This is a genomic window from Halorarum sp. SLYT50, from assembly GCF_059821265.1.
On the sequence record NZ_JCAMRW010000002.1, the window covers coordinates 182,319 to 209,282 of the forward strand.

The window sequence follows — 26,964 nt, forward strand, 5'->3', positions numbered from 1 at the left end:
CGGTAGGTCGTCCGTCACCATCAGCTCGGCGGACCGGACGGCCGCTCCGAAGTTGTCGCTCCCAGCTGTACGGCACCGCGTAGACGGCGTCGAAGTCCGCCGACGGTTGAGTCGCCGGGCCGGGGGAGCCAGCATCCCTGCCGTACCCGAGTCGGGCCGCGGCGGACGAACACCTCGCACGGACTCAGTGACGCGCGCCGCCCACCGACCGGCGGTTCGGGACGTGGATCCACGTCTCGACGCCGTCGGCGAGCGACGCGCCGTCCGGCCACGTCCGGCAGCCGAGCGCGAACGTCTGTATCTGGCCCGCGCCCTCGTAGTCGCGCGCCACGGTCGCCGCCACTTCGCGGTCGGTCTTGAACGCCGTCGCGCCGTGACACGGCATCGCGTACGCGCCCGTGACTCGTCCCCAGTCGCCGTCGAGTTCGAGGTCGAAGTGTTCGCCCCCGGCGTGGGGGTCGAGGAACTCCGACTTCGGTATCCCGCGGTACGCCACCGCGCGGACGCCCCCGTCGAACGCCCCGGCGGCCGCGTCGTCGGCGTACGCGCGCAGGGCCTCGCCGTTCGCGCGCGCGGTGAGGCCTGTCAGGTCGTCGCCGACGACCCAGAGGTCGAAGTACTCGCGGGTCGACCCGTCGGCCTCGAGCGCGCGCATCCGCCGGAACGCCTCGGGTTGGTCGCCGTGGACGAGTTCCTCCAGCGGCCCCGCTCGCTCGGAGACCGAGACGGTGGTCTCGAACGTCTCGCCGGGGTCGAGGGGGCGGACCCCCTCCCACGCGCCCAGCCTGTAGCCGTCGGTCGCGTCCGTCTCGACGAGGTCCGTCGCCTCCAGTTCCGTGACGTACACGTCCGTCTCGAAGTACGGCATCGCGTAGACGGCCTCCAAGGTGCCCCCGTCGCCCCCGCCCTCGACGCGCACCGAGAGTTCGCCGCCGTCGAGGAACCGGTCGCGGTCGAGCGCGTGGAACACGGACGCCTTCCGCCGGTCGGCGCCGGCGTACGGCGTCTCGCCGTCGTTGTAACCGTTGAAGTCGCCGACGAACTCCCAGTCGCCGTCGGCGGTCCGTAGCGACAGGCCGTGTTCGTAGAAGTCGAAGTCCTCGCCGTACACCCAGAGGTCGAACCGGTCGGCGGGGTCGAACGAGTCCCGGCGCTCCACGAGCAGCAGGTTCGCGAACAGGAGGCGGTCGCGGCTCCCCGTGAACGACGTGAACTGCGACTCGTCGTCGATCTCGCCCAGGTTCGGCACGTACGGGTCGTAGTTGCGCTCGCTGGTCCGCTTGTACCGCGTCCGGAAGTACCAGCCGGCGCCGTCGACGTCGTTGTCGAGCGTGGTCTGGAGGTTGCCGGCGATGGCCTGCTTCGAGGGAGTGTAGTTGTTGTTGATGCTGTGTGCGGCACCCAGGTAGTAGACCGGCCGGCCGCCTGTGTACTCCTTCAGGTTCGTGAGGATGCTCTCGACGAACTGGTTGTACGGTTCGTGGCCGGTCGCCCACTCGTACCAGCCGCGGTACGAGTCGACGTAGACGAAGTCGGGGAGCGCACCGCGCTCCTCGAGTTTCGGCATCAGCCGCTCGCAGATGGGGACGGTCGAGTGGTCCCGGTCGGCCATCACGATGTCGTGCGGGAAGAAGCCGACCTGGAGGTCCTCGCTCACCTCCTTGACCGCGCCCTTCATCGCCTCGAACAGTTGCGGGCCGTTCTCCACGATGCTCTCGGCACGCTCGCGGTACGTGTCGCCCGCCCAGTTGCTCATGATGGGCTCCTCGTGCATCAGGATGACCTTCCCCTCGGGGTAGAACTCCTCGTAGGCCGCGGCCGACTGCCGGATGCACGAGAGGAAGTGGTCGAGTTTCGACTCGTCCGCGAGGAGGTCCTCGTCGGTGAACGTCGGCCCGTCGTTCGGACCGCCGTGCCCGCCGGGGATGATGCCGGTTCCGAGCCAGACGTCGATTCCCTCGCCGTGGAGTCGCTCGATGACGGGCCGGCGTTCCACCCCCGCGGCGTCGGGGTCCATCGAGTAGTCGGTGAGCGCGAGCGTGAAGTCGTGGCGCTTCGCGAACGGGAGGATGTTCCGGCGGAACGCGTCGGTCTTGAAGTCGCCGCCGCCGACCCAGATGTGGTTCGTGAACTCGTCGTCGGGTGGAGTGTCCGTGGGCATCGCGTATCGACGGTGGGTGCATCGAGAGGGGAGAAATTAAACGTTCCTCCGCCCTCTCGGCGGATTCCCGCCGAACCGACGGGAGATTTATACCGGGACGGGGGAATGGGGAGGCGTATGCAGGAACACGACCTCAGCGGTCGAACCGCCATCGTCACCGGCGGCGCCGGCAACACCGGGACCGCCATCTCCGTGGCGCTCGCCCGGCGAGGGGCCGACGTCGTCATCGCACAGCGGTCCGAGAGCCGCTCGGCGGCCGTCATCGACCGCGTCGAGGAACTCGGCTCGCGCGGCGCGTACGTCCCAACCGACCTGGCGGACGACGACGACATCGTCGCGCTGGTCGAGGCGACGAACGAGCGGTTCGGCGGGCCGCACGTCGTCGTCAACAACGCCGTCGACCCCTCGAAGGCACCCGCGGCGTCGATGAGCCGCGAGACCATCGACCGCACGCTCGCGGTCAACCTCGTCGCGCCGCTCCGTCTCGCGCAGGAGTCGTACGAGCACATGCTCGACGGCGGCTACGGGCGCGTGGTCAACGTCGGCGCGATACAGGCGCACTCGCCGTGGAAGGGGTCGGTGACGTACGCGATGGCGAAAGCCGGGCTCGAGGGGCTGGTCCGCGCGCTCTCGCTCGAGTTGGCCGACACCGCGGAGGCCGACATCACGGCCAACACGCTCCACGTCGGCGCCTACCGGCAGGGGACCGACGAGGACGCGGCCGTCCCGATAGAGGAGGCGCGCGACCAGGTACCGCCGGAGGTGGACGCGGACGCGCTGACGCTCGTCGGCCGCTGGGGGCGCACGAACGACCTGGCGAACGCCGTCGCGTTCCTCGCCTCGCCGGAGAGCAGTTTCATCACCGGCCAGACCATCAACTGCGACGGCGGGCGGCTCATCAGCCGGAAGCCGGCGCCCGACTCGCACCTCTGACGGTCACCCGACCCGGCGACAGAGTTATTCGAGGCGGCGGGAAACCCGCTGACGTGCCAGCGAACGTTCTCACCGTTCCGGACGGGACGCGGCTCCACTCGCTCCCACGGACGAGCGACCCGTGCTCACCACCGAACCCGGAGGGGCCGCCGTGACGGACGACGCCCCGCGCGTCCGCGAGGTGACGCGAACCGTGGTCGAACTGCCGTTCCGCGAGCACGTCGAGCCGCACATGCACCGTCAGCTCCCCCACTGGCCCTACTTCGAGATATGTGAGGTGGAGCTGACGGACGGGACCGTCGGCGTCGGCGAGACGATGCTGTACTACACGTGGGAACACGTCACCGACGCGGCCGTCGACCGTCTGACCGGCGCCAACCCCGCCGGCCACCTCTGGGACGACTCGCTCGGCGCGGGCCTCCAGATGGCGCTGTTCGACGCGGTGGGTCGGTCGCTGGGCGTCCCCGCGCACGAACTCCTCGGGGACGCGGTCCGCGACGAGATGCCGCTCGCGTGGTGGGCCATCGACATGCCGCCGGAGGCGCTCGCGGCCGAGGCGGCCACGGCGGCCGACGCGGGGTACGAGCGCCTCAAGTTCAAGGGACGGCCGTGGTTCGACGTCCGCGCGCAACTCGAGGCGGTCGAGTCGCGACTGTCGCCGTCGTTCCGCGTCGGTATCGACTTCAACAAGACGTTCCCCGACGCCGACGCCGCGATTCCGGTCCTCCGCGACCTCGACGCGTACGACAACGTCGAGGCGTTCGAAGAGCCGGTGCTCCAGGAGCAGTACGCCGACAACCGCCGCATCCGCGACGCGGTCGACGCGAGCCTCGCGCACCACTACGGCTACGAACCGCCGTGGGAGGCGCTCACCGAGGGGGTCGCAGACGGCTACGTGCTGACCGGCGGGGCCGCGGAGACGCGCCGCGAGGTCGCCGTCTGCGCGGAGGCCGACGTCCCGCTGTGGCTCCAGTTGGTCGGGACGGAACTGACGGCGGCGTTCTGCGTCCACTTGGGGGCCGTCACCGAAGCCGCGGTCTGGCCGGCCGTCACGTGTCACCAGCTGTACGCGGATTCGGTCCTAGTCGACCCGCTCCCCGTCTCCGACGGGACGACGCCGGTCCCCGACCGACCCGGTCTCGGCGTCGAACTCGACCGGGACGCGCTCGCGCGGTACGCGGTCGACCGGCCGTCCGAGCGACCGGACCCGGCCCGCCTCCTCGAAGTGACGTGGGCGGACGGCTCGATCGAACACTTCGCGAGCGGCCACCACCTCCGCAGCCACGCGCAGGCGGGGAACGTGCCCCTGTACGAACGGGGCGTCGACACCCGACTCGTCCCCGACGACGGGAGCGACGAATGGGCGTCCCTCCGGGCGGGGGCGCTAAGGCGGACCGACGACGAGTAGGGCGAGGCGGTCGGGTCGCCGAACGGGCGCCGCGTGTCGCGGCGACCCTCCGCTCCCCGGGGGTGGATTCTTTACGCCGGGGCGGGACTGGTAGCCATGACAGTCGAGAACGTCGTCCTCGTCTCGATAGACAGCCTCAATCGCCACTTCCTGAGCGCGTACGACCGGGGCCTCGACGTCGACCTCCGGACGCCCAACCTCGACCGGTTCGCCGAGCGGGCGGCGGTGTTCGAGCGCCACTACGCCGGGAGCCTCCCGTGCATGCCGGCCCGGCGGGAGTGGCTGACCGGCACGATGGGCTTCCTCTGGCGCCCGTGGGGGCCCGTCGAACCGTTCGATACGACGCTCCCGGCCGCCGTGCGCGACGCGGGCGTGACGAGCCAGCTAGTGACCGACCACTACCACTACTTCCAGCACGGGAGCGCCGGCTACTACGAGGACTTCGACGGGTTCGACTTCGTCAGGGGCCACGAGACGGACCGGTGGCGCACCACCCCCGCCGACCCGGACGCCCGACTCCTCGCGCAGACCCGGCCGGCAATCGACCCCGAGAGCGACGCCGGCCGGAACCGCGCCCGATACGCCCGCAACGTCGAGCGGTTCGACGAACTCGACGAGACGGACTTCTTCGCCCCGAAGGTGTTCGGTCGCGCGGCGTCGTGGCTCCGCGAGAGCCGCGACCTGGACCGCTCGTTCCTCTACGTGGACAGTTTCGACGTTCACGAGCCGTTCCACTGTCCGGAGCCGTACGCGTCGATGTACACCGACGAGGACCCGACGGACCCCGACCTCCCGAACTGGCCGCTGTACGGCCGCATCGACGCGGGCGACAGCGCGCTCACGGACCGGCAGGTACGGTTCGTCCGCTCGCAGTTCGCGGGGAAACTCACGATGGTCGACCGGTGGTTCGGCCGCCTGCTCGACGCGTTCGACCGGACCGGGGCGTGGGAGGACACGCTCCTCGTCGTCACCTCCGACCACGGCCACTACCTCGGCGAACACGGCTGGATGGGCAAACCCGCCGGCGCGCCGATATACGACGTGCTCGCGCACACGCCGCTGTTCGTCTACCACCCCGACGGCGGGCCCGCGCGGGTGGACGCGCTCACGAGCGCGGTCGACCTCCACGCGACGGTCCTCGACGCGTTCGGCGTCGGGTCGTCCGCGCCGCACAGCCGGAGTCTCCAGCCCCTGGTGACGGGGGACGAGTCGACCCACCGGGAGTACGCCCTCTACGGCTACTGGGGGTCGAGCGTCAACGTCACGGACGGGCGGTACACCTACCACCACCCGCCGAGACCGGACGCGACGCCCTACTGTTACTCGACGGCGATGCTCCGGCCGAACGACTGGTTCGACACGCCCGAACCCCAGTCCGAGGCGGTCCCCGACACGGTTCCCTACGCCGACTGTCCCGTCTGGCGGTACCCGGGGGAGTCGAACCCACGCGGGACCGACCCGCTCCTGTTCGACACCCGCGAGGACCCCCGCCAGGAGCAGGACCTGGCCGACGACGACCCCGAGACTGCCGCCCGCATGCGGCGCGCGCTCCGCACCGAACTCCGGGAGATGCGGGCTCCGTCCGAGCAGGTGGAGTTCTTCGGCCTCGACTCCTGACGACCGGGTACCCACCTCGCCACCAACCTTTTTAAAGGTGTGCCGCGGTATACAGTTTCATGCAACCCTTGCAGTTGGGGGGAGCCATTCCACCGATGGTCACCCCGGTCACCGACCGGACGCTCGACGTAGACACGGAGGCGCTCGGATCGTTCACCGAGTTCCTCGTCGACGGGGGAGTCCACTCGCTCTTCCCGTGTGGCTCCATCGGAGAGTTCTCGAGTCTCTCGCGGGAACAGCGCTCGCTCGTCGTCGAGACGGTCGTCGCCCACGCCGGCGACGTCCCCGTCCTCGCCGGCTGTGGCGGTACCAGCGTCGGCGACGTCCGCGCGTTCATCTCGGACGCGGCGGAGGCGGGCGCGGACGCGGCCGTCGTCGTCACGCCGTACTACCTCGACGCGTCCGCCGACGGACTCGTCGACTTCTACGAACTCCTCCTGCCGGACACGCCGTTGCCCATCATCCTGTACGACATCCCGTCGCTGACGGGCAATCACCTGCCGGTGGAAGCCGTGACCGAACTCGCCGACAACGAGATGGTCGTGGGCATCAAGGACTCGACGGGCGACGTCGCCCACCACCAGCGACTCGTCGAGTCGACCGACGACTCGTTCGCCGTCCTACAGGGGATGGCCGAACTCGCCGTCGCCGCGCTCGACATCGGCGCCGACGGGTTCGTCGCGGGTCCGGCGAACGTGTACCCCGAAGCGCTCGCTCGCGTCTACGAGGCGCACCGGGCCGATGACCGCGACGCCGCCGTCGACGTCTGGCGGGCCGTCTCGAACCCCGTCGTCGCCGCGACGAAATCCGTCCCGACCGCGTCGGGCCTGAAGTACCTCCTCGGCCAGTCGGGTCGGGACGTGGGGGACCCGATACCGCCGCTGTCGACGCTCGGTGAACGGGCTCGTACCCGCCTCGACGAGTGTCACCGGCAGGTGAGTGCACGGGGACAGGTGGCCCGAACGACGACGGAGTGACGACCGGCCGTCGCCCCCGTCCTCCGCCGTCCGTTCCGCCGTCGAGGTGATATCGGTCACGTGACGTGAACGAACTTTCGAGGTGTTCGGAACGGGCGGTACGACAGGCCGGTGGGGTTCGCCCTCGTGAGGAGCGGTGGCCGGGCAGGTGGGCGCGCTCACCGGCCGACGTCCTTCCGTCTCGCGCCCGCAGTTCGTTCGGCGGCGGCGAGGCCGCTCTGCAGTTCACCCCTCGTTACTACGAGTCGAGTCGAGAGCCCCGAGCACCCTCGCTACTCCCGGAGACGCCGGAGGTGTACGGTGCCCCTGTTTCGTCCTTTATCGATTACGCACGTACGTCTGTAATTCGGAACCGCTCTCTCGCCGGGCCCGGCCGGCCCCGTTCCGACGGCCGGGCGGCGAGGTGTTTCCCGCCCGCCCGAGTCACATCTCGTGAACCGACGGCCGCCGCGTCCCGGCACCGTCTCGGGGTGGAGGGAGGGCCGGGACGCGGAAAGAGCTATGTAGCTCCTCCGTCACCGGACCGGTAGATGTACTCCGTCTGGACGTACCCGTGGAACCTCTACGAGGAAGGACTCGACGACTCACTCGGCGACCTCGCGTCCCGAGGCGTCGGCGCGGTGAACCTCGCGAGCCACTACCACTCGATTCGAGCGCTCCAGCCCCGCTTCCCGGAATCGCTCTTCGTGGAGTATCCGGCCGGCTGTTACTTCGACCCCGACCCCGAGCGGTTCTCCGGGACGCCCATCGACCCCCTCCCGAACGACGTCGCGGGCGCCGACGACCCGGTCGCGGAAGTGGTCGACGCGGCGGCCGCACAGGGGATGGACGTCCACGGGTGGACCGTCTGCTTCCACGGCACTCGACTCGCCGCCGCCAACCCGGAGTACCGGATTCAGAGCGCGTTCGGCGACGCCCACGACCACGCGTTCTGTCCGTCGCACGACGAGGTCCGGACCTACTACGCGGCGCTCGTCGAGGCGCTCGACGCCCGCGGCGTCGCGGAGATTCAACTCGAGGCGCTCCGTTACCAGTCGGCCTTCCACGACCACGGGGTCGACCACGGCCACGACAAGGGGCAACTCGACCTGACGGCGGCCGAGAGCACGCTCCTCTCGCAGTGTTTCTGCGACGCGTGCCGCACCGAGGCGCGCGAGCGCGGCGTCGACATCGACGCCGCCGAGGAGACGGTCAGAGACGTTCTCGCGGAGACGCTCCGCGACCCGACGGTCGACCCGCTGCCGCTCGGCGACCTCGTCGAGGAGCACGCCGAACTCCGTGACCTGTTCGCGCTCCGCGGCGCGGTCATCACCGACCTCGCCGAGCGGATGGCCGACCGGACCGACGGCGCCCGCCTCAGCGCGTACGTCGGCGGGTTCTCGCCCGACAGCCGGTGGCCGAACGGGCTCCGAATCACCGACCTCGACGGCGTCCTCGACCGGATGATGGCGATGTGTTACGTCTCCGACCCGAACGAGGCGCGCGACCGCATCCGCACGCTCCGCCGGAGCGTCTCCTGTCCCGTCGACGCCGGCATCACGCTCGACCCGAGCATCGTCGAGCTCGAGGGCCAGTTCCGCGCGCTCGTCGACGCGATCGACGGCGAGTCGGTCGACCAGCTCTCGGTCTACAACCACGGGTTCATGACCGAGACGCACCTCGACTGGCTGTCCGAGGCGTTCGCCTGACTCGGGGCCGACACGCGGTCGCAGCACGCGGCGGTGACCGCCCGTCGGCTACCGCTCCGCACCCGGGTTCGACGCGACACGGTCGCGCGTCTCCCGCCACCAGTCGCTCCCGTCGTCGGGGACGACCCGCGTCTCGACGCCTCGCCGGTCGACCGGCAGGTTCCCGGCCTGCGCGTACGACCTGAGCTGCCGCCCGGTCGCGAAGTAGAGCGTCCGCCCGTCCGGGTACGAGACGGCGAGGAGGCGCTCGGGGTCCGGTGTCGTCTCGGTCACGTCGACCTCGAGCCGGTCGACCGCCGCCGCGTCGACGTCGTAGCCGAGCCCCGGCCCGTCGGGCACGGGTATCCGGCCCTCGGAGACCGGAATCTCGGCGTCGAGGAGCGTCTCGTCGAACACCTCGTGACAGCTGATTCCCGGACGCATCGTGGCGTCGAGCGTCGCGGCGACGTGGAGTCCCCACGCCGCGGTCAGACCGGTGCCGACGAGCTGGTACCACAGCGGCCGGCCGACCGTCGCGAGCGTCGCCGCCTCCGTCCGCATCCCCGTCGCGCCGGCGGTCAGGACGAACTCGTCGGCGGTGCCGGCCGCGAGCGCGCCGAGCGGGTCCTCGTAGTTGAAGTGGTGCGCGATAGCGACGTCCGTGGTCTCGCGTATCCGACGGTAGTCCGCGGCGTCCTCGCGGTCGATGGGTTCCTCGAACGCCCGCACCTGGGGGTACTCGGCCAGGTCGGTCAACAGTGGGAGCGCCCGGTCGGCGGAAACGAGCGTCGTGTTGAAGTCGAGACCGACGCGGAACGAGTCGGGGAGTTCCTCGGAGAGCGCTCCGACCGTCTCGCGGAGGTCCCACCACGGGCGGGCCTTCACCTTCAGGCTCTCGTAACCGCGACACCGGGCCTCGGTCGCCTCGGCGACCCAGTCGTCCGCCGGCATATCGATGCACCACCACGAGACGGGCACCGACTCGCGGACCGCATCCCCGAGGAGTTCGTGCGCGGGGACGCCCAGCGACCGGCCCACCGCGTCGAACAGCGCCATCTGGAGACCGTCGCCCAGCGAGTCGTCCCACAGGTGTCCGGCGGCGTTCTCACCCTCCACCCGGGCCGCGGCGTCCGCCGTCGTCTCTATCCACGGGTAGAACAGCATCGTCTCGCCGTGACCCACGGTGCCGTCGGCGAGTTCCACCTCGCACACCTCGAAGAACCGCCAGTCGGGGAGCATCCGCCGCATGTGCGGAGCGACTCCCGCTCGGAACGGAACCTCGACCGTCCGCCGGTCGACGGTCCGCACTCGCAACTCGGAGTTCACGAGTCGGACGACTCCCAACGGGGTATTAACGGTCTCGCTCGACGCAACCAGTCGGTCAGTTCTCCCGGTCCGGCACCCGAACGAGACGACCCCGGTTCACCACTCGTGACTCTCTTCACTCGGTCGCCTCCCGTCGAAGGAAACACCCGACGAGACGCGCCGAGCGCGTCGCTCGGGCCCACCGCGCCGGGCCGAGTCGGTCCCGACTCGGGTCTGCGCGACCGCCGCGCCGGTCACTCAGAGCGACGGCGACGAGAACTCGCCGTCCGCGAACTCGACCGGGGTCGGTTCCTCGACCACTCGGAGGTCGTCGCGCTCGCGAGCCTCCTCGACAAGCGCCGTCGACGCGTACAGACGGTGGAGCCGCATCGTGTCGGTCGCCCGAACGACGCGGACCGTCCGGTCGTCGACGACGCCGATGGTCGACAGCGCGGCGGTGAGTCCCGCACGGTCCGTCTCCACGACCGGCGGCAGTTTCACGCCGCGGATGGTGCTCGCGGTGAGCGCGTTGATGAGCGTCGTCGTCGCGTCGACGTCCGCCGCGACGTCCGCGTGGACGACGTCCGCCGACCCGACGCCCATCGCGTTCCCGTGGGTCGCGTCGGTCAGGCTGCGGGTGTAGATGCGTTTGACGGTCGGCGCGTCGGGTTCGGGTTCGTTTATCGAGAACGGCCGACGACCGATGACGTTCGTGTCCATGCCCTGCCCGCTGACGTCCTTCCCCTGCCGGTCGACGACGACGACGTCGAGGTCCTCGAACGGGAGTTTCGGCATGATGTCGTACGCCAGCCGCAGGAGTTCGCGCTCCCTGTCCAGGAACCCGCTCGGGGGGACGCCCTCGACGAGAGCCGTATCGTCGTGCTGGTCTTCGACGACGGCGACCCCGCCCACGACGGGCAGCGACGCGAGGAGTCGTTCGGTTATCTCGGGGATCATCTCCCTGAACGACCAGTCGACCGCCCACTCGTGCGCGATTTTCGCTCCGCGCTGTTTGCCCATCCCGATGACGAGCATCTTCGAGAGACCGCTCTCGACGGCTCCGTCGAAGTCGGTGTGCGGCTTCACCCGATTGATAGGGAGGATTCCGTCCGCGCCCGCGGCGTTCGCGTCGACGACGACGGGGACGTCGCGCTCGGGGGTGCGTCCCACCTCGACGACGTCCATGCTCGACCGAATCTCACAGCCGACCGACTCCTCCGTGACGCCGAGTTCCGCGAGCATCTCTACTTGCCCCTCCGCGGTCGCACCGCCGTGGCTCCCCATCGCCGGGAAGACGAACGGCTCGTAGCCGGCGGCTCTCACGCCCGCCACCGCGCCGCTGACGATGGTCGCCAGGTTCGCGATACCGCGGCTCCCGACTCCGAGCGCCACTTCTCCCCCGTCGGGGACGTCGTCGAACGAGAGCGACCGGACCGCCGCGGCGGCACGGTCCGCGATTTCGGTCGTCGGAATCGGGTCCGTCTCCCACACCTGCTCGATGACCCCCATCTCCGGTATCGGCACGTCCCCGCAGGCGTCCAGGACCGCGCTTTCGGGAACCACGAGTTCGTTTCGGCTCATACCGGTACCGATGGACCGACGGACAGATAAGTGGGTCGGACGCTCGTCCCGTCAGCGGTCGACTCGACAGCGGCCCGCTCGGGTGGGAGGTGGCGGGACCGCCCCTGCTCCCGTCTCGTCCGCACGCCGACGGAGCACACCGCTCCTCCCCTCTGGGTGGAGCGGGTTCGGTCGGAACTGTAAACGGTACAGGTATCACACGAAGTCACCAGATATGCGCCGACCGAGGCTTCACGGTAGGAGTCGGGTCGCCGAGACCGGTCGTCCGTTTCGTCGCTCGACCCGCACGCCTCCGCGCGAGCGGTCCGCTCCACCGTCCGTGACAGCGTTCGGCCCCCGGTGCGCTCCGAGACGCGTATCGACACCCGCATTCGGGTTCGGACTGGAATCGACTCGACCGGACGAGCGAAACCCTCTCGTTTCCGGTATCTGATGGATGGAACCGAACACCCAGTTCGTCCGGCTTCATCCGGTAACCTCCCCCCGGTACGCGGCGGAGCGCGTGACGTACTAGTCTCGGGTTCTCGTCTTCGTCCGCGCCGTCCGATAGACGTCACCCGTCTCGGTGGTCGACCCCGCATCTCGGCGCGCGCTGGTCGGTCGACGGTTCCTCTTGCGGTTCCGGCACCGCTTCTCGATTACACAGATACCGTTGTAATGGCTGTTCCGGCGTGCCCTCTCGCGACTCCCTCCCTCCAGTTAACCTGAACTAAGATGCAGAATTACTCGACTCATCGAACCCACACATCATCAGAGACATTTGGTACCATGTCACGCAATCTCCGGTTCCGGTGGTCGATTGTCGGACTCGGGCCGCGACCGAGACGGGCCGTAAACATCACGGTCGTAAATGCTATCACCCTCCCGCCGCGTTATTCTGAACTATTATTTAGTGATACTGGATAATCCGGTGGGATTGCTGTGGAACCGATCACTCTGCTGGAGGAGCGTGAAGTATTCTTAGAACCGGCATCGGTGACGGGCGACCCGGCCGTGCTACTGATACTGGGATTGGGCGGAAACAGTCGGTGGGAGTAGCGCGTGGGCGTCCGTGGGTCAGGTGTAGTTGATGTTGAGCTCTATCACGTTCGCGGCGCTCTCCAGTCGTTCCGGGAGGCCCACCCGGTACCGGTCCCCCTGGAATCGACTCTTCGGGCCCGAGATGCTGATCGCACCCTCCACCACGCCGTGTTTGTCGATTATCGGTTTCGCGACGCACCGGAGACCGACGAGGCGCGCCTCGTCGTCGAACGCCACTCCCTCCTCTCGAACCCGTTCGAGTCGCTCGAAGAGCGCGTCACGGTCGGTAATCGTGTTCTCCGTCTCCGCGGGGAGACCGTGTCTGTCGACGACCGCCTCGACTCGCTCGCGGGGCATGTGGGCCAGAATCGCGTGCCCGAGCGCCGTGTTGTGGAGGTAGACGCGGTGGCCGATGTACGAGTCGGAGGTGACGGCGTTCTCCCCGTTCGCCCGGTAGAGGTAGATGCCGCGCCCGTGCTCCTCGACGAGCAGGTTCGCCATCTCGCCCGTCTCCTCGGCCAGTTTCCTCACCTCGTCCTTGGCGCTCTGGTAGAGTCGCTCCTTGTGTCGTGCGTACCCGCCGAGGTCGAGGAGTCGAAGTCCCACCCGGTAGCTGTTCCCCTCTCGGACCACGTATCCGTCGCGTTCCAGCGTATTCAGGTAGTTGTGGATGCTGCTCTTCGAGAGGGGAATCGCCTCGGTCAACTCCGTCGCCGTCGCCTCGTCGCGAGCCTTGATGGCCTCCAGAATCCGGAAGGTGGTTCGAGCGGTCTTGACGGGTGGGGTGTCGGACGTCTCGCCCATGCGTCGCGCTTCGCTCTTGACTAATAATAAACTTTCGTCCAGAACTACTGGGCACTCGCCCGGAGTCCGTCGATTCAAGCGGAAGCGACGCAATCTTGATAACGTCTCCTCCGGAACGAGGTAGTCGAGTCACGCAATGAGCTATCGTGCGGGGATCATCGGTACGGGTGGTATCGCAGGGATGGGCATCCTCGGGATGCACGACGCGGACGAGATCGGGAACGGGCGCATCCGCGCCAGTCACGCCGGCGGCTACGGCGCCACGTCCGACATCGAACTGGCCGCAGTGGCCGACATCGACGCCGAGAAACTGGACTCGTTCGGGAACGCGTGGGACATCCCCCCCGAACGGCGGTACCTGGGTCACGAGCGGATGCTGGCCGAGGAGGACCTCGACGTCGTCTCCGTCTGCACGCCGTCGCTGTACCACCACGACCACGTCGTCAGCGCCGCACGCTCGGACGCGAGTCCGGCCGTCGTCTGGTGCGAGAAGCCCATCGCCTCGTCGGTCTCCGACGCCGAGGAGATGATCGACGTGTGCGACGAGACCGGCACCGAACTCGTCGTCAACCACTCGTTTCGATTCACGAGCAAACTCCAGCGTCTGCACGCGCTCGTTCGAGAGGAGGGGCTGCTCGGCGAGGTCCACTCCGTCTCGACGCAGTTCCGGATGGAACTGCTTCGCAACTCGACGCACCTGCTCGACACGCTCGTCTATCTCCTCGATTCGCGCGCCCAGCGCGTCAGCGGGTACGTCTCCGGCGAGAACGAGGCGGTCGACTCGCTGGACGCTGACCGGGCCGTGGACGACTCGGCCGGCGGCGGGTTCGTGCTGATGGACGACGGGACGTTCGCGACGGTCGACTGCACCGTCCCGCGGGCGGACTCGTCGATGACGCTCCAGTTCGTCGGCAGCGAGGGGAAACTCTACATGAACAACGACGACGGCGAGTGGCGCTACTGGCGCCTCGAGGACGGCGACCACGTCGAGACGCCGCTCCCCGGCATCGAGGGAGCGTGGACGTGGGACGAGGACTACCGGGGCGCGTTCGAGAACGCCGCCCGCCACGTCCAGTCGCTCCTCGACGGCGACGCCGCCAACGCGTCGACGGGACGCGAGGCGCTGCGTTCGCTCGAAATCATCGTCGGCTTCTACGTCTCCCACTACACCGGCGGACAGGTCGAGATTCCGCTCGACCGGCCCCTGCGCGACATCGAGATAACGTCCTGGTGAGCGCGCGGGCGCGGTCTCGAGGAAACATTCATTACCCACTGTGCCGAACCGTGGCACGGTAATGACTGACGTAACGAGGCGGCGGGCCGTCGACCCGAGTACCGCGACCGGCGGCGCGACCCGCCGTCCGCTCGACCGCGACGCCGAGCGACGGGGTGCGAGGGGTAGCAGAGGGCGCGCACTCGCCGGAGAGTTCGGACGGGGCGACCGGAGTACGCGACGACCGCAGTCGGGGTCGCTGTCCGCCCCGCCGACGGTCTCGGACCACCAGCCATGAGCGACGAAGACGCCGGTCCGGCGGACCGAACGGCCGAGAGCGACGAGGACCCGGTACTCGGCGTCCGCGACGTGAGCGTCAGCTTCGACATGGAGCGGGGTGACTCGAAGGTCCTCGACGGCGTCGACCTGGACATCCGCCGGGGGGAGATTCTGGGGGTGGTCGGCGAGTCGGGGTCGGGCAAGTCGATGTTCGCGTCGGCGCTGCTCGACGCGGTCGTTCGACCCGGTATCCTCTCGGGCGACATCACCTACTACCCCGCGGACGGCGGCGAGGTCGACCTGCTCGGACTGACCGACGAGGAACTCAGGCGACTCCGCTGGGAGGAGATCGCGATGGTGTTCCAGGGCGCGATGAGTTCGTGGAACCCGACGATGACCATCGAGGACCACTTCCGGGAGACGCTGAAGGTCCACGACGCCCACGTACCGGAGGGGATGGAGCGCGCCCACCGGCTTCTGGCCGACCTCTACCTCTCTCCCGAGCGCGTGCTCTCGTCGTATCCACACGAGCTCTCGGGCGGCATGCAACAGCGGGCGCTCATCGCGCTCTCGCTCGTGCTCGAACCCGACGTCCTGGTGATGGACGAGCCGACCGCCGCGCTCGACCTCCTGATGCAGCGCTCCATCATCGCGCTGCTGGACAACCTCCAGCGCGAGTACGACCTGACGATGGTGTTCATCACCCACGACCTCGAACTGGTCGCGGACCTGGCCGACAGGCTCGCGGTGATGTACGCCTTCGAGTTCGTCGAGGCGGGTCCCGCGCGGGAGGTGCTGCTCGACTCGAAACACCCCTACACCCGGTCGCTGGTCAACGCCACCCCGAACCTCGAGACCCCGGTGGACAGGATGCGGCCTATCCCCGGCGAGAGCCCCGACCCGGTCAACGTCCCCGAGGGCTGCTCGTACCACCCGCGGTGTCCGCTCGCGGACGAGCGGTGCCGGACCGACGACCCGCCGCTCGCACGGACCGCGGGCGAGCAGTTCGCGGCGTGCCACTACTGGGAGCAGGTCGACGAGGAGATTCCGCTCAGCATCACCGAGTTCGACGTCGGCGCGACCCCGGAGGGGGCCGAGGAGCGGGAGGCGGCCGGAGCGAGCACCGCCCGGACCGGGGGCGCGTCCTCGGCGTCTTCGGCGTCCGACGACCCCATCGTGTCGCTCGACGACGTCGAGGTCCACTTCGAGCAGGGAACCGGCCTGTTCGACTTCTTCTCGGACCCCGAGACCGTCGAGGCGGTCGACGGCGTCGACCTCGACATCGGCGCGAACGACGTGGTGGCGCTGGTGGGCGAGTCGGGCTGTGGGAAGACCACGCTCGGCAAGACGACCATCGGTCTCCAGCGACCCACCGGCGGGAGCGTGCGATACCGCGGACAGGACGTCTGGGAGGCGAAGGACGGGAACGGCGACGTCACCATCCCGCACGAGGAGATTCGCCGCGCGCTCCAGATAATCCACCAGGACCCCGGGAGCAGCCTCAACCCGAACAAGACGGTGAAGGCCGCCCTCGCCAGACCGATGAAGACCTGGCAGCCCGACATGACCGCCGAGGACAGACAGGCGCGCATCTACGGTATGCTGGAGCGGGTGGGGATGAAGCCGGCCGACGACTACGCGGGTCGCTTCCCGCACCAGTTGAGCGGGGGGGAGAAGCAGCGGGTGGCGCTGGTGCGTGCGCTGTTGATGAACCCGGACCTCATCCTCGCGGACGAGGCGGTCTCCGCGCTCGACGTCTCGCTCCGGGTGGACATGATGGGGCTGCTGCTGGAACTCCAGGAGCAGTTCGACACCTCGTTCCTGTTCATCAGCCACAACCTCTCGAACGCCAGATACCTGACCGAGAAGACCGACGGCCGCATCGGCATCATGTACCTCGGCCGCGTCATCGAAATCGGGTCGGCCGAGGAGGTCCTCGAGAACCCCCAGCACCCGTACACGAAGGTGCTGATGTGGGCGACGCCCGACCTCAACCCGGACGCGGAGGACATCTCCGACCCGCCGGTCCGGAAGATCGACATCCCCGACGCGACCAACCCGCCCTCCGGGTGCCGGTTCCACACCCGCTGTCCGGAGGCGCGGGAGGTCTGCCGGCAGCGCTCGCCCACGCTGGAAGGGGGGACCGTCGAGGGAACCCAGCGGGCCGCCTGCTTCCGGGCGTACGGCGATGACCACGACTACTGGGACAGTCCCTCCATCGTCGGAGACGAGGACGCCTCGCTCGGGGACATCGAGTCGGGCGACTCCCCACCCCAGAGCGCCGACGACTGAACTCGCGCGACGCCCGTTCTCCGTCCCGTTTCACCGCGGTCGGTCGGCGTCCGCGTCGGTCCCTGTCGTGGGCCAACATATATCACCCCGGGCGTCTCACGGGGGCCATGGGTACGATTCCCCCCTACCTCGCGGAGTACGAGGAGAGGTACGAGACGGACCCGCGCGGGGCGGCGGTCGAGTGGTTCGAGGACGCCCGATACGGGCTGTTCCTACACTACGGCCTCTACTCGCTGCTCGCCAACCACGAGTGGGTGCAGTACTACGAGGAGATTCCGCCCGACGAGTACGCGCTCTTGCGGGAGTACTTCACCGCCGAGCGTTTCGACGCCGAGGAGATAGTCGCACTCGCGCGGGACGCCGGGATGGAGTACGTCAACCTCACGACGAAACACCACGACGGCTTCTGCCTGTTCGACACCGACGAGACGGGGTACAACTCGACGGAGACGCCCGCCGGACGCGACCTGGTCGGCGAACTCGCCGCGGCCTGCCACGACGCCGGCCTCGGGTTCTTCTGCTACTACTCGGTCGGCATCGACTGGCGGCACCCCCACGCGCCGAACCGCGAGGACTGGGGTCACCCGGCCAGACCCGACTACGACACCCGGCCGGGCGCGTACGCCGACGCGGGTCACGACCTCGACCGGTACCTCGACTACGTCGAGGCGCAGTGTCTCGAACTGCTGGAGTACGACCCGGCGGGCATCTGGTTCGACCCCGCGGTCTTCTCGACGCAGCCCGGGAAGGCGGGGTGGGACCCCGAGCCGTTCGACCTGCCGGCCCTGTACGACACCATTCGGTCGGCCCGGCCGGAGACGCTGGTCTCGTTCAAGGACGGCGTCACCGGGAGCGAAGACTTCGTCGCGCCGGAACTGTACTACGAGTCGCACGGCGAGGAGTCGGGCACGCCCGGCGAGGTGTGCGCGTGCATGCTCCCGAGCGAGGAGTACGAGGACGAGATTCGCCACTCGTGGGGCTACCTCGCGGAGGCCGAGGGGAAACACAAGACCGAGGCGGAAGTGTGGGACCTCCTCGGGGAGGTCCGGTCGAAGGGGTACAACCTGCTCCTCAACACCGGGCCGCTCCCGGACGGGTCGCTCGACCCCGAGGACACCGACGTCCTGCGCGCGGTCGGCGACCGCATCGAGCGCGAGGGGTTCCCGGGGGAGGCGTGAGACGATGTCCGAACGCCACACCGAAGCGGCCGAGACGCACGGCAACGACCCCGACCGGCTAGAGTGGTTCCGCGACCGCGGACTCGGGCTGTTCGTCCACTGGTCCGTCGACTCCCAACTCGGGTCGGTCATCAGCCACTCGATGGTCGGCGCGTCCGACGCGTACCTCGACCGGTACGTCGAGGACCTCCCCGAGACGTTCGACCCGGCGCGGTTCGACCCCGACGAGTGGGCGCGGCTGGCGCGCGCCGCGGGGTTCGGGTACGTCGTCTTCACGACCAAACACCACAACGGCTTCGCGATGTGGGACACCGACACCACCGAGTTCAACGTCACGAACACCCCCTACGGCGAGGACGTCGTCCGACAGGTCGCGGACGCGTTCCGCGCGTGGGACGTCCCGGTGGGGTTCTACTTCTCGCCGGACGACTTCTGGCTGCTCCGGCAGCAGGGAACGGAGATAACCCGCGACGGCGACGACGCACAGCCGAGCAACAACCCCGAGTTGATGGAGCACAACAAGGAACAACTCCGGGAACTGCTCACCGACTACGGTCCGGTCGCGTGCCTGTTCCTCGACGGGGAGGCGGTCGGCCTGCGGGAACTCGCCTGGGAACTCCAGCCCGACATCGTCGTCACGCGGGGTGCGATGGAGACGCCCGAACAGGAGTTGCGTACCGAACCGCTCGACGAGGCGTGGGAGGCGTGCATGACCGTCGGCTCGCAGTGGAGCTACAAGGCGGGCAACGAGTCGTACAAGTCCGGGACCGAACTGATAGAGACGCTGGTCGAGACGCGCGCAAAGGGCGGGAACCTCCTGTTGAACGTGGGGCCGCGACCCGACGGGACGATTCCCCGCACGCAGGAGGACCGCCTCCGCGAACTCGGGCTGTGGAACTTCCTGAACCGCGAGGCCGTCGTCGGAACGCGCCCCTGCCCGCGCATCCGCGAGGGGAACGTGTGGCTCACCCGGGCGGCCGACGAGGAGCCGACGACCGTCTACGCCGCCGTCACGGGGACACAGTGGCCGATGGACGAGGAGCCGCGGACCGTCTCGCTCGCGTCGGTCCGCGCGACCGACGAGACGGAGGTCGGCGTCCTCGGCCAGTCCGGCCGCGTCTTCGAGTACCGGCCGGACCTCACCCCCGAGGCTAGCTGGACGCAGGGGGACGACCGGCTCTACCTGACGGTCACGAACGCCCACCGCGTCTACAACCCCGAGACGTACGACGACGCGCCGGACGACGTGAAGTGGCCCAACCCCCTCGTCGTCGAGATCACCGCCGCCGAGTTCGTGGACTGACGGGGCCGCGCCCGCGGACGCGACTCTTCCTCTCACTCTGCGGTGAGGTAACTACCGACACAGTTATTACAGCAACATAATTATCTTCACCCCACAATGGTGACTGAGCCACTCAGACCGGAAGACCTGTCTCGGCGAGAACTGCTGACCATGCTCGGCGTCGGCGGCGCGGTGGGGATAGCCGGGTGCGCCGGCGGAGGCGACGGCGGAGGCGGCACCGAGGGCGGAAGCACCACCGTCGGCGAGAGCGGCGGCGGGGACGGCACCACCGGGGACGGGGGTGGCGAGAGCACGGAGGGGAAACAGCTCTCGGACCAGGTGTTCGTCAGCGGCCTCCAGAAGGAGCCCACCCAGTACCAGTTCAACAACTACAACCCGAACCGGACGGCGATGGGCGACGAGTCCATCACCATCGCGTTCTGGTCGCCGGTCATCGAGTACCACCCCGGCAAGAACGAGTTCGTCGCGGACCTCGCGGAGGACTGGGAGTTCACGCAGGGCGAGTCGGTCACGCTCACGCTGCGCGAGGGGCTGAAGTGGTGGGACGGCAAGCCGGTCACCGCGGGCGACATCGTCGCCCAGAAGCAGATAGACAAGCACGTGTACGGGGAGGACACCGGCCTCTGGAAGTACACCTCCGAGGTCGTCGCGGAGGACGACCGCACGTTCACGGCCACGCTCGACTCGAACGTCAACCCGGACATCTTCATCAACACCGCGTTCCACCAGGACGTCCTGTTCGTCCACGAGGGGCGGTACGAGTCGTTCCTCCAGCAGTACGAGGACGCGTCGTCGGACGACGAGATACAGTCGGTCACGCAGGAACTCCTCGACACGTCGTTCGACGAACCGCTGGGGTACGGCGCCTGGAAGATCGACGAGGTCACGCCCCAGAGCATCGCCGCGAGTCCGTGGGAGGGCTACTGGGCGTACGACCAGATCAACTTCAAGCGCGAGTTCGTCCCGACGTTCTGGGAGACGCGACCGCAGGTGCAGAAGCAGTCGCTCGTCGGCGGCGAACTGGACGGCGCGCCCACCATCACCGGCGGCATTCAGGAGGACTTCATGAACCGGATTCCGGGGAGTCCGGTCTTCCCGAAGGTGCCGACGTTCAACGGGTTCGGCATCGACATCAACCACACGGCGAAACCCTTCGACGACCCGCGCGTCCGGAAGGCGCTGGCGTACGCGACGGACCACGCGAAGATGGCGTCCATCGACTACGGCCACGAGGAGGCCGCCTCGCTGTTCACGGGGATGTCGAACTACTACTTCGAGGACTACCTCACCGACGACGTCAGCTCGAACCTCGTCGACTACGCCCCGGTGGACCTCGACGCGGCCCAGTCGCTGATGGAGGAGGCGGGCTTCGAGAAACAGGGGGAGGAACTCGTGGACTCCAGCGGCGAGCAGTTCTCCGTCGAGTTGAAGACCATCGGCGGACGCGTGCCCTGGGCGCAGGTGTTCAAGGAGAACATGGCCGCGCTCGGGGTCGACGTGCAGGTCAGCACGGTCGAGAACAGCCGGTTCTTCGGCGTCACCGTCCCGAACGGCGACTTCGAGATCGCGCTCTGGACCGCCAGCGGCTGGAAGCAACAGCACCCGTTCGGCGACTACAGTCTCACCTGGCTCCCGAGTTCCAGCCCGTGGGCGAAGGGGACCCAGGCGAACCTCACCCCGGAGGTCCCGTGGCCGCCGGGGCAGACGGACGGCTCGACCCAGCAGGTCGACATCGACCAGAAGATAACCGACCTCGGCACGGTCACCGGCGAGGAGGAGACCCGCCTCGTCAACGAACTCGCGTGGATATACAACCAGACGATGCCGCAGGTCCGCCTCACGGAACGGCACCTGGTGGCGATGATTCGGACCGACAAGTGGCAGGTTCCGGAGGAGGGCGACCCCGAGATGAAGGTCCCGAACCCGCTGAACTGGATGCCCAAGGTCGGCGCCCTCGCGCCGAAACAGTGAGGAGGGTCTAGGATGGGTCTCACCAACAACTGGCTCGCCTATCGCCTCGGGCAGTCGGTACTCACCGTCTTCGCGGTGCTCACCATCTCGTTCGGCCTCGTCAAGGCGTTGCCGGGCGGTCCGGCGGCGTACATCCTGGCGAAGCTCTCCATGTCGGCGGACATGAGCTTCGAGCAGGCGATGGTCGTCGTCGAGAAGTACATCTCGTTCCAGCCGGACAAACCGGTCTGGCAGCAGTACCTCGACTACCTCTCGGCGGTACTGCAGGGGGACTTCGGCGTCTCCATCTACTACGGCGAACCGGTCGCGGGCATCCTCGCCCGGACGCTCCCGTGGACCATCTTCTACGCGTCTATCGCCCTGCTCGTCACGTACGGCCTCGCCGTGGTGTTCGGGGCACTACTCGCGTACTACGAGGGCGGCACGTTCGACACGCTCGGGTCGGTCACGTCCATCTCGCTCAACTCGGTGCCCTACTACGCGGCGGCGCTCATCCTCCTGTTCGTCTTCGGGTACTGGCTCCGGATGTTCCCGACGAGCGGGAAGACGCCCACGGGCGTCGAACCCGCGGTGACCGTTGAGTTCGTCACGGGCGTCCTCTACCACGCGGCGCTCCCGATACTCTCCATCGTCATCACCGCGATGGGCGGCCTGGCGCTGGCGATGCGGGGGAACGCCATCAGCGTCCTCGGGGAGGACTACCTGCGGGTCGCGCGGTTGCGGGGCGTCCCCGAGAACCGCATCGCGCTCCGGTACGTGGGCCGGAACGCGGTGCTCCCGATGTACACCCGCCTGCTCATCGACCTGGGGTTCATCTTCGGCGGGTCCATCATCCTCGAGATGATATTCCGCTATCCCGCGGCCGGCTACTACATGTACCAGGCGATAAACACGCGGGACACGCCGCTGATGATGGGCATCTTCGTCATGATAACCATCGCGGTCGTGGTGGGTATCTTCGTCGCGGACCTGACGTACGGTCTGCTCGACCCGCGGGCCGGGGGAGGTGGGTCGCGTGAGTCCTACTGACGACGGTCCCGACGCCGACCGCCTCCCGGACGGCGGGAGCGTCTCCGGGTCCGAGTCGGACCTCTCCGGGGAGTCGCCGTTCGACATCGTCTCGGACACGAACTTCTCCAAGCGCGACCGTTACCGGAACTGGCTGGAAGCGGTCGTGTTGACTCCGGCGCGCGTCATCTGGGAGGACGTCCGCGCGCGCGTCGGCCTCGCCATCATCCTGCTGTACGTCCTGATGGGGACGGTCGGCGTCTACGTCGTCGACGTACCCTCGACCAGCGGTCCGCAGATGGCGCTGCCGTTCCAGACGATGGCGTACCCGCTGGGGACCGACGCGCTCGGTCAGAGCATCCTCGCGCTCATCGTCCACTCGACGCCGTCGATGCTGCTGATGCTGGCCTCGGGCGCGGTGTTCACGACCGTCCTCGCGACGGCCGTCGGCACCCTCTCGGGGTACAAGGGCGGGGTCGTCGACCGGGTCCTGATGATCGTCAGCGACATCATGATGAGCATCCCGGGCCTGCCGCTCATCATCGTCCTCGCGGTCATCTTCTCGCCGCGGAACCCGCTGCTCGTCGGCATCATCATCTCGACGAACGCGTGGGCGGGGCTGGCGCGCTCCATCCGGTCGCAGGTGCTCACGCTCCGGGAGTCGAACTACGTGGAGGCGTCGCGCACGATGGGCGTCTCCACGGACCGCATCATCACCGACGACCTCCTCCCCAACCTGATGCCGTACATCCTGATGAACTTCGTCGCCTCCGGCCGGCGGGTCATCTTCAACTCCGTGGCGCTGTACTTCATCGGCGCGCTCCCGTTCAGCCAGCTCAACTGGGGCGTCATCCTCAACATGGCGTACCAGAAGGGGGCGCTCTACTACTGGGGCGGCATCCACTGGGTCGTCGCACCGCTGGTCACTATCCTCCTCATCACGGTGGGGCTCATCCTCTTCGCGCAGGGGACCGAGCGGCTGTTCAACCCCCGCATCCGGGCGAGACACAAGACGGGAGCCGCCGACGTCGAGAGTTCGGACCCCGCCGAGGACACCACCTCTCCCTCGACGATTGGCTAGCTCGGGGACCCCGAACACTCGGGGACAACTCGGGCGTCTGTGTGGCGCCCTCTCCGACCCCCGCCCCGCCGGCGCTCGACAGATTGATTAGTCGTTTCGCGCTGGTGGGGGTATGGGCAGTCCGAGCGCGGGACGCCGAGAGCGGTTCTGGGAGACCATCTGTCACCTCCGGGGCGCCGTCCGAATCGGCTTCTCGCTGGCGGTCACGCTGTTCCTCCTCACGCTGTTCTCGTTCCTCTTCGTTCCCCCCGCGTCCGCGACGTACGTCGTCTTGCAGGTCAACCTCCTCGTCCTCTCGGTCACCCTCGTCGGCCTCGCCGTTCCGCTCTACCGCTGCGACCGGGTGTAGCGGGGGGCGGTCGTGACGTGTCTGAAATCGAGAAAAACAGTATTGGTCGCGGAGCGGGACCCGGTGGCATGGGAGACAGAGACGACGTCGAGCGTATCGCCATGATTCAGCGACTCGACCCCGACCGAGTCGACGACTACCTGGAGGCACACGAGGACGTCCCCGCGGCGGTCTCGGAGGCGATGGCACGCGGCGGCGTCCGCCAGTTCCAGTTGTTCGTGGAGGGGGACCTCTCCATCGGCTACATCGAGGTGGACGACTTCGACGCCTTCCAGGACGAGTACATGGACGACCCCGAGTGCCGGGAGTGGGAGGAGCGCGTCGGCGAGTTCAAGCGGTCGGGCGTCGACGTCGACGAGGGGTCGATGCCGCTCATGGACCACGTCTGGTCGTTCGAGGCCGACGACGCGTGACCGTCGCGAGGAGCGAGCGGGCGCGTTTCCTGGACGCGCAGTTTTATGCGACGAGCTAGCATACCGGCGCGATATGGCTGAGATTACGATGGCAACCAACACGCATCCGGACGCGCAGTGGTTCGACGACGCGGGGTTCGGGCTGTTCGTCCACTGGGGCCTGTCGAGCGTCGCCGGCGACGTCGAAATCGGGTGGGGGATGGTCCGGGACAAACCCTGGGAGGACGAGGACGGGATGACGGGCGACCGGCAGGAACTCGTCGACGCCGAGATGCCCCCGGAGGAGTACTTCGGGCTGGCCGAGGAGTTCGACCCGGACGCGTACGACCCGGACCGGTGGCTCGCGGCCGCACGGGGGGCGGGCGTGGAGTACGCAGTGTTGACGACGAAACACCACGACGGGTTCGCGCTGTGGCCGAGCGAACACGGCGAGTTCTCGACGAGACAGTACCTCGACGGGCGCGACCTCGTGGGGGAGTTCGTCGCCGCCTGTCGACGGCAGGGCGTCAGGGTCGGCTTCTACTTCTCGCTGCCCGACTGGCGCTCCCCGGAGTTCCCCCGGCCGGAGACGTGGGACGACTACGCCGCCTCGCGCCGGCACCGGCCGGTCGAGGACGTCGAGGAACTCCGGCGCTTCGAGAACCACTTCGCGTACACCAAAGCGCAGGTGAAGGAGTTGCTCACCCGCTACGGCCGCATCGACCTGCTCTGGTTCGACCTCTCGGTCTGGGACCGGTCGGTCGACCACCGGATGGGCGAGTTGTACTCGCTGGTCCGCGCCGAACAGCCCCACGTCGTCGTGAACGGCCGGCAGGACTACACCCCGTTCGGCGACTACGACACGCCGGAGAACGAACTGCCCGACGAACCCATGGACGGCTGGTGGGAACTCTGTCAGGTCTGGGCCGTCCCCGGGTGGAGCTACCACGAGGACGAGCGGTACCGCGGCGTGGACTGGACGCTCGACCTGCTCTCGAAGACCGTCGGCCGCGGCGGGAACCTCCTGCTCAACGTGGGGCCGACCGCCGCGGGCGACCTCCCGCCGGGGGCGTACGAACGGATGGCGGCGCTCGGCGAGTGGATGGACCACAGCGGTCACACCGTCCGGGGCGTGGAGCGAGGGCCGTGGCCCGCACGTGCGCCGGTTCCGGTGACGCGCCGGGAGGGGGTCTGGTTCGTCCACGTCCTCGACGGGCACGACGGCCCGGTCGAGGTGCGCGACGTTCCCGACCCGACCGACGTCCGTCTCGTCCGTACCGGCGAGGAACTCGACGCCTCGTTCGAGGCGGAGGAGGGCCGAGTGGGGACGGTCACGTTCGCCGTTCCCGAGGGTCGGCGCGCCAGCCCGGACGAAGTCGTCGCCCTCTCGTGGCCCGCCTCCCACCACCACCTGCTGTGACTCCCTCGGCTCGGATTCGCTCTCGTCGTCGGAGCACCGGGTTCGAACCGCGTTCGTCGGTCGGCGTCGGGTTGCGTAGTTATAAGTACGGTTTCGAGAATGTGGGAGTATGGTCGGAACCACCTCCTACGACTTCGCCGGCGAGTCGGCCATCGTGACCGGGTCGACGAAGGGAATCGGTCGCGGCATCGCCGAGGGGTTCGTCGACGCCGGCGCGAACGTCTGTATCAACGCCCGGACCGAAGACGACGTGGAGCGAGCCGTCGAGGAACTGAACGGGGACGCGGAGGGACGAGTGATCGGCGTCGCGGCCGACGTCTCCGACCCGGCGGGCATCGAGAAACTCGTCTCGACCGCCATCGAGGAGTTCGGCCGGGTGACGACTCTGGTCAACAACGCCGCCGTGTGGCCCCGCGAGGAGTCGATGGTCGAGGCGACGCTGGAGGACTGGGACTTCGCGATGGACGTGAACGTCCGCGCGCAGTTCTACGCGTCGAAACTCGTCGCCGAGCACATGATCGCCGAGGGCATCGAGGGGAGCATCGTCAACCACACCAGCCAGACCGGCGACCGGCGGTCCGGGCCGCGCGGACTGTACGGCGTCTCGAAGACCTCGATAAACGGGCTGACGTGGCGGATGGCGCACGACCTGGCCGACCACGGCATCCGCATGAACGCCGTCTCGACGGACATGACCGAGAGCTACCAGCTCCGCTACGAGGCCGAGATGCTCGCGGAGGACGACCCAGACCGGACCGCGGACGACGTCCTCCGGGAGTGGGGCGACTCCGAACCGCTCGGGCGACTCGGTCGGCCGTCCGACATCGCCGACGGCGTGCTGTTCCTCTCCAGCGACCGCGCGTCGTACGTCGTCGGGAGCATCCTCCGCATCAGCGGCGGCGGCAACCTCCAGTGAGGTAGTTTCGGCGCCACCGTCCGCCGGCCGCGAACGGGCCGCACGCCTCCCCGTCCGAAGCGGCGACGCGTGCCGCCTACCGAGGATTC

The 26,964-nt window shown here is 68.5% G+C and carries 21 protein-coding genes; 17 read left to right on the forward strand and 4 right to left on the reverse strand.

From position 1 onward, the window contains the following. Positions 1-184: 184 nt before the first annotated feature. Positions 185-2,161, reverse strand: coding sequence for a hypothetical protein (locus AC6RUA_RS16450; RefSeq protein ID WP_499815832.1), 1,977 nt, complete (start codon positions 2,159-2,161; stop codon positions 185-187). Positions 2,162-2,278: 117 nt separating this feature from the next. On the opposite strand from AC6RUA_RS16450, the gene AC6RUA_RS16455 reads away from it, so the two are divergent. The 5 genes from AC6RUA_RS16455 (at position 2,279) to AC6RUA_RS16475 (ending at position 8,784) form a co-directional block, all read left to right on the forward strand. Then, positions 2,279-3,094, forward strand: coding sequence for an SDR family NAD(P)-dependent oxidoreductase (locus tag AC6RUA_RS16455; protein WP_499815833.1), 816 nt, complete (start codon positions 2,279-2,281; stop codon positions 3,092-3,094). A 151-nt stretch (positions 3,095-3,245) separates the two neighbouring features. Beyond that, the gene (locus tag AC6RUA_RS16460; protein WP_499815834.1) at positions 3,246-4,502 is read left to right on the forward strand and encodes a mandelate racemase/muconate lactonizing enzyme family protein; all 1,257 of its coding nucleotides are present in this window, start codon (positions 3,246-3,248) and stop codon (positions 4,500-4,502) included. A gap of 96 nt (positions 4,503-4,598) precedes the next feature. Continuing rightward, complete coding sequence (locus tag AC6RUA_RS16465; RefSeq protein ID WP_499815835.1) at positions 4,599-6,119, forward strand: sulfatase; 1,521 nt, start codon at positions 4,599-4,601, stop codon at positions 6,117-6,119. A 59-nt stretch (positions 6,120-6,178) separates the two neighbouring features. Then, positions 6,179-7,096, forward strand: a complete 918-nt coding sequence (locus AC6RUA_RS16470) for a dihydrodipicolinate synthase family protein (protein ID WP_499815836.1) — start codon at positions 6,179-6,181, stop codon at positions 7,094-7,096. Positions 7,097-7,626: 530 nt separating this feature from the next. Beyond that, positions 7,627-8,784: a hypothetical protein gene (locus AC6RUA_RS16475; protein ID WP_499815837.1), complete on the forward strand. Its 1,158-nt coding sequence runs from the start codon at positions 7,627-7,629 to the stop codon at positions 8,782-8,784. A gap of 48 nt (positions 8,785-8,832) precedes the next feature. On the opposite strand, the gene AC6RUA_RS16480 is transcribed toward AC6RUA_RS16475, so the two are convergent. From AC6RUA_RS16480 to AC6RUA_RS16490, 3 genes are all read right to left on the reverse strand, one after another. Next, entirely contained in the window at positions 8,833-10,089 is a 1,257-nt protein-coding gene (locus tag AC6RUA_RS16480) for a mandelate racemase/muconate lactonizing enzyme family protein (RefSeq protein WP_499815838.1), read from the reverse strand. Positions 10,090-10,326: 237 nt separating this feature from the next. Then, a complete protein-coding gene (locus tag AC6RUA_RS16485) occupies positions 10,327-11,649 on the reverse strand; it encodes a nickel pincer cofactor-dependent isomerase, group 22 (protein WP_499815839.1) in 1,323 nt (440 codons plus the stop codon). 1,056 nt (positions 11,650-12,705) lie between these two features. Continuing rightward, positions 12,706-13,473 (reverse strand): IclR family transcriptional regulator, encoded by a 768-nt coding sequence (locus AC6RUA_RS16490; protein WP_499815840.1) that lies wholly within the window; start codon positions 13,471-13,473, stop codon positions 12,706-12,708. Between the two features lie 136 nt (positions 13,474-13,609). Between AC6RUA_RS16490 and AC6RUA_RS16495 the strand changes: the two genes are divergently transcribed. From AC6RUA_RS16495 to AC6RUA_RS16550, 12 genes are all read left to right on the forward strand, one after another. Then, positions 13,610-14,707 carry a Gfo/Idh/MocA family protein gene (locus AC6RUA_RS16495; RefSeq protein WP_499815841.1) on the forward strand — a complete coding sequence of 366 codons (1,098 nt, stop codon included), beginning with the start codon at positions 13,610-13,612 and terminating at the stop codon, positions 14,705-14,707. Positions 14,708-14,768: 61 nt separating this feature from the next. Then, a complete protein-coding gene (locus AC6RUA_RS16500; protein WP_499815842.1) occupies positions 14,769-14,984 on the forward strand; it encodes a hypothetical protein in 216 nt (71 codons plus the stop codon). Beyond that, complete coding sequence (locus tag AC6RUA_RS16505) at positions 14,981-17,257, forward strand: dipeptide ABC transporter ATP-binding protein (RefSeq protein ID WP_499815843.1); 2,277 nt, start codon at positions 14,981-14,983, stop codon at positions 17,255-17,257. Before AC6RUA_RS16500 ends, AC6RUA_RS16505 begins: the two co-directional genes overlap by 4 nt. A 107-nt stretch (positions 17,258-17,364) precedes the next feature. Then, positions 17,365-18,435 (forward strand): alpha-L-fucosidase, encoded by a 1,071-nt coding sequence (locus tag AC6RUA_RS16510; RefSeq protein ID WP_499815844.1) that lies wholly within the window; start codon positions 17,365-17,367, stop codon positions 18,433-18,435. Between the two features lie 4 nt (positions 18,436-18,439). Next, complete coding sequence (locus AC6RUA_RS16515; RefSeq protein ID WP_499815845.1) at positions 18,440-19,738, forward strand: alpha-L-fucosidase; 1,299 nt, start codon at positions 18,440-18,442, stop codon at positions 19,736-19,738. A gap of 96 nt (positions 19,739-19,834) precedes the next feature. Next, positions 19,835-21,709, forward strand: coding sequence for an ABC transporter substrate-binding protein (locus tag AC6RUA_RS16520; protein ID WP_499815846.1), 1,875 nt, complete (start codon positions 19,835-19,837; stop codon positions 21,707-21,709). Between the two features lie 12 nt (positions 21,710-21,721). After that, on the forward strand, positions 21,722-22,738 hold the full coding sequence (locus AC6RUA_RS16525; RefSeq protein WP_499815847.1) for an ABC transporter permease: 1,017 nt from the start codon (positions 21,722-21,724) through the stop codon (positions 22,736-22,738). Then, on the forward strand, positions 22,725-23,798 hold the full coding sequence (locus AC6RUA_RS16530) for an ABC transporter permease (protein WP_499815848.1): 1,074 nt from the start codon (positions 22,725-22,727) through the stop codon (positions 23,796-23,798). Before AC6RUA_RS16525 ends, AC6RUA_RS16530 begins: the two co-directional genes overlap by 14 nt. Before the next feature lie 112 nt (positions 23,799-23,910). Continuing rightward, positions 23,911-24,147 carry a hypothetical protein gene (locus AC6RUA_RS16535; protein WP_499815849.1) on the forward strand — a complete coding sequence of 79 codons (237 nt, stop codon included), beginning with the start codon at positions 23,911-23,913 and terminating at the stop codon, positions 24,145-24,147. A 68-nt stretch (positions 24,148-24,215) separates the two neighbouring features. Next, positions 24,216-24,560, forward strand: coding sequence for an L-rhamnose mutarotase (locus AC6RUA_RS16540; protein ID WP_499815850.1), 345 nt, complete (start codon positions 24,216-24,218; stop codon positions 24,558-24,560). A gap of 73 nt (positions 24,561-24,633) precedes the next feature. Then, positions 24,634-25,959 carry an alpha-L-fucosidase gene (locus AC6RUA_RS16545; protein WP_499815851.1) on the forward strand — a complete coding sequence of 442 codons (1,326 nt, stop codon included), beginning with the start codon at positions 24,634-24,636 and terminating at the stop codon, positions 25,957-25,959. Between the two features lie 109 nt (positions 25,960-26,068). Beyond that, entirely contained in the window at positions 26,069-26,875 is an 807-nt protein-coding gene (locus tag AC6RUA_RS16550; protein WP_499815852.1) for an SDR family NAD(P)-dependent oxidoreductase, read from the forward strand. Positions 26,876-26,964 lie beyond the last annotated feature (89 nt).

Bases quoted from the DNA above. Each gene is read 5' to 3' on its own strand.
- AC6RUA_RS16450 (WP_499815832.1), bottom strand. From the start codon at position 2,161: ATGCCCACGGACACTCCACCCGACGACGAGTTCACGAACCACATCTGG.
- AC6RUA_RS16455 (WP_499815833.1), top strand. From the start codon at position 2,279: ATGCAGGAACACGACCTCAGCGGTCGAACCGCCATCGTCACCGGCGGC.
- AC6RUA_RS16465 (WP_499815835.1), top strand. From the start codon at position 4,599: ATGACAGTCGAGAACGTCGTCCTCGTCTCGATAGACAGCCTCAATCGC.
- AC6RUA_RS16470 (WP_499815836.1), top strand. From the start codon at position 6,179: ATGCAACCCTTGCAGTTGGGGGGAGCCATTCCACCGATGGTCACCCCG.
- AC6RUA_RS16475 (WP_499815837.1), top strand. From the start codon at position 7,627: ATGTACTCCGTCTGGACGTACCCGTGGAACCTCTACGAGGAAGGACTC.
- AC6RUA_RS16485 (WP_499815839.1), bottom strand. From the start codon at position 11,649: ATGAGCCGAAACGAACTCGTGGTTCCCGAAAGCGCGGTCCTGGACGCC.
- AC6RUA_RS16490 (WP_499815840.1), bottom strand. From the start codon at position 13,473: ATGGGCGAGACGTCCGACACCCCACCCGTCAAGACCGCTCGAACCACC.
- AC6RUA_RS16495 (WP_499815841.1), top strand. From the start codon at position 13,610: ATGAGCTATCGTGCGGGGATCATCGGTACGGGTGGTATCGCAGGGATG.
- AC6RUA_RS16500 (WP_499815842.1), top strand. From the start codon at position 14,769: ATGACTGACGTAACGAGGCGGCGGGCCGTCGACCCGAGTACCGCGACC.
- AC6RUA_RS16505 (WP_499815843.1), top strand. From the start codon at position 14,981: ATGAGCGACGAAGACGCCGGTCCGGCGGACCGAACGGCCGAGAGCGAC.
- AC6RUA_RS16510 (WP_499815844.1), top strand. From the start codon at position 17,365: ATGGGTACGATTCCCCCCTACCTCGCGGAGTACGAGGAGAGGTACGAG.
- AC6RUA_RS16515 (WP_499815845.1), top strand. From the start codon at position 18,440: ATGTCCGAACGCCACACCGAAGCGGCCGAGACGCACGGCAACGACCCC.
- AC6RUA_RS16520 (WP_499815846.1), top strand. From the start codon at position 19,835: ATGGTGACTGAGCCACTCAGACCGGAAGACCTGTCTCGGCGAGAACTG.
- AC6RUA_RS16525 (WP_499815847.1), top strand. From the start codon at position 21,722: ATGGGTCTCACCAACAACTGGCTCGCCTATCGCCTCGGGCAGTCGGTA.
- AC6RUA_RS16535 (WP_499815849.1), top strand. From the start codon at position 23,911: ATGGGCAGTCCGAGCGCGGGACGCCGAGAGCGGTTCTGGGAGACCATC.
- AC6RUA_RS16540 (WP_499815850.1), top strand. From the start codon at position 24,216: ATGGGAGACAGAGACGACGTCGAGCGTATCGCCATGATTCAGCGACTC.
- AC6RUA_RS16545 (WP_499815851.1), top strand. From the start codon at position 24,634: ATGGCTGAGATTACGATGGCAACCAACACGCATCCGGACGCGCAGTGG.
- AC6RUA_RS16550 (WP_499815852.1), top strand. From the start codon at position 26,069: ATGGTCGGAACCACCTCCTACGACTTCGCCGGCGAGTCGGCCATCGTG.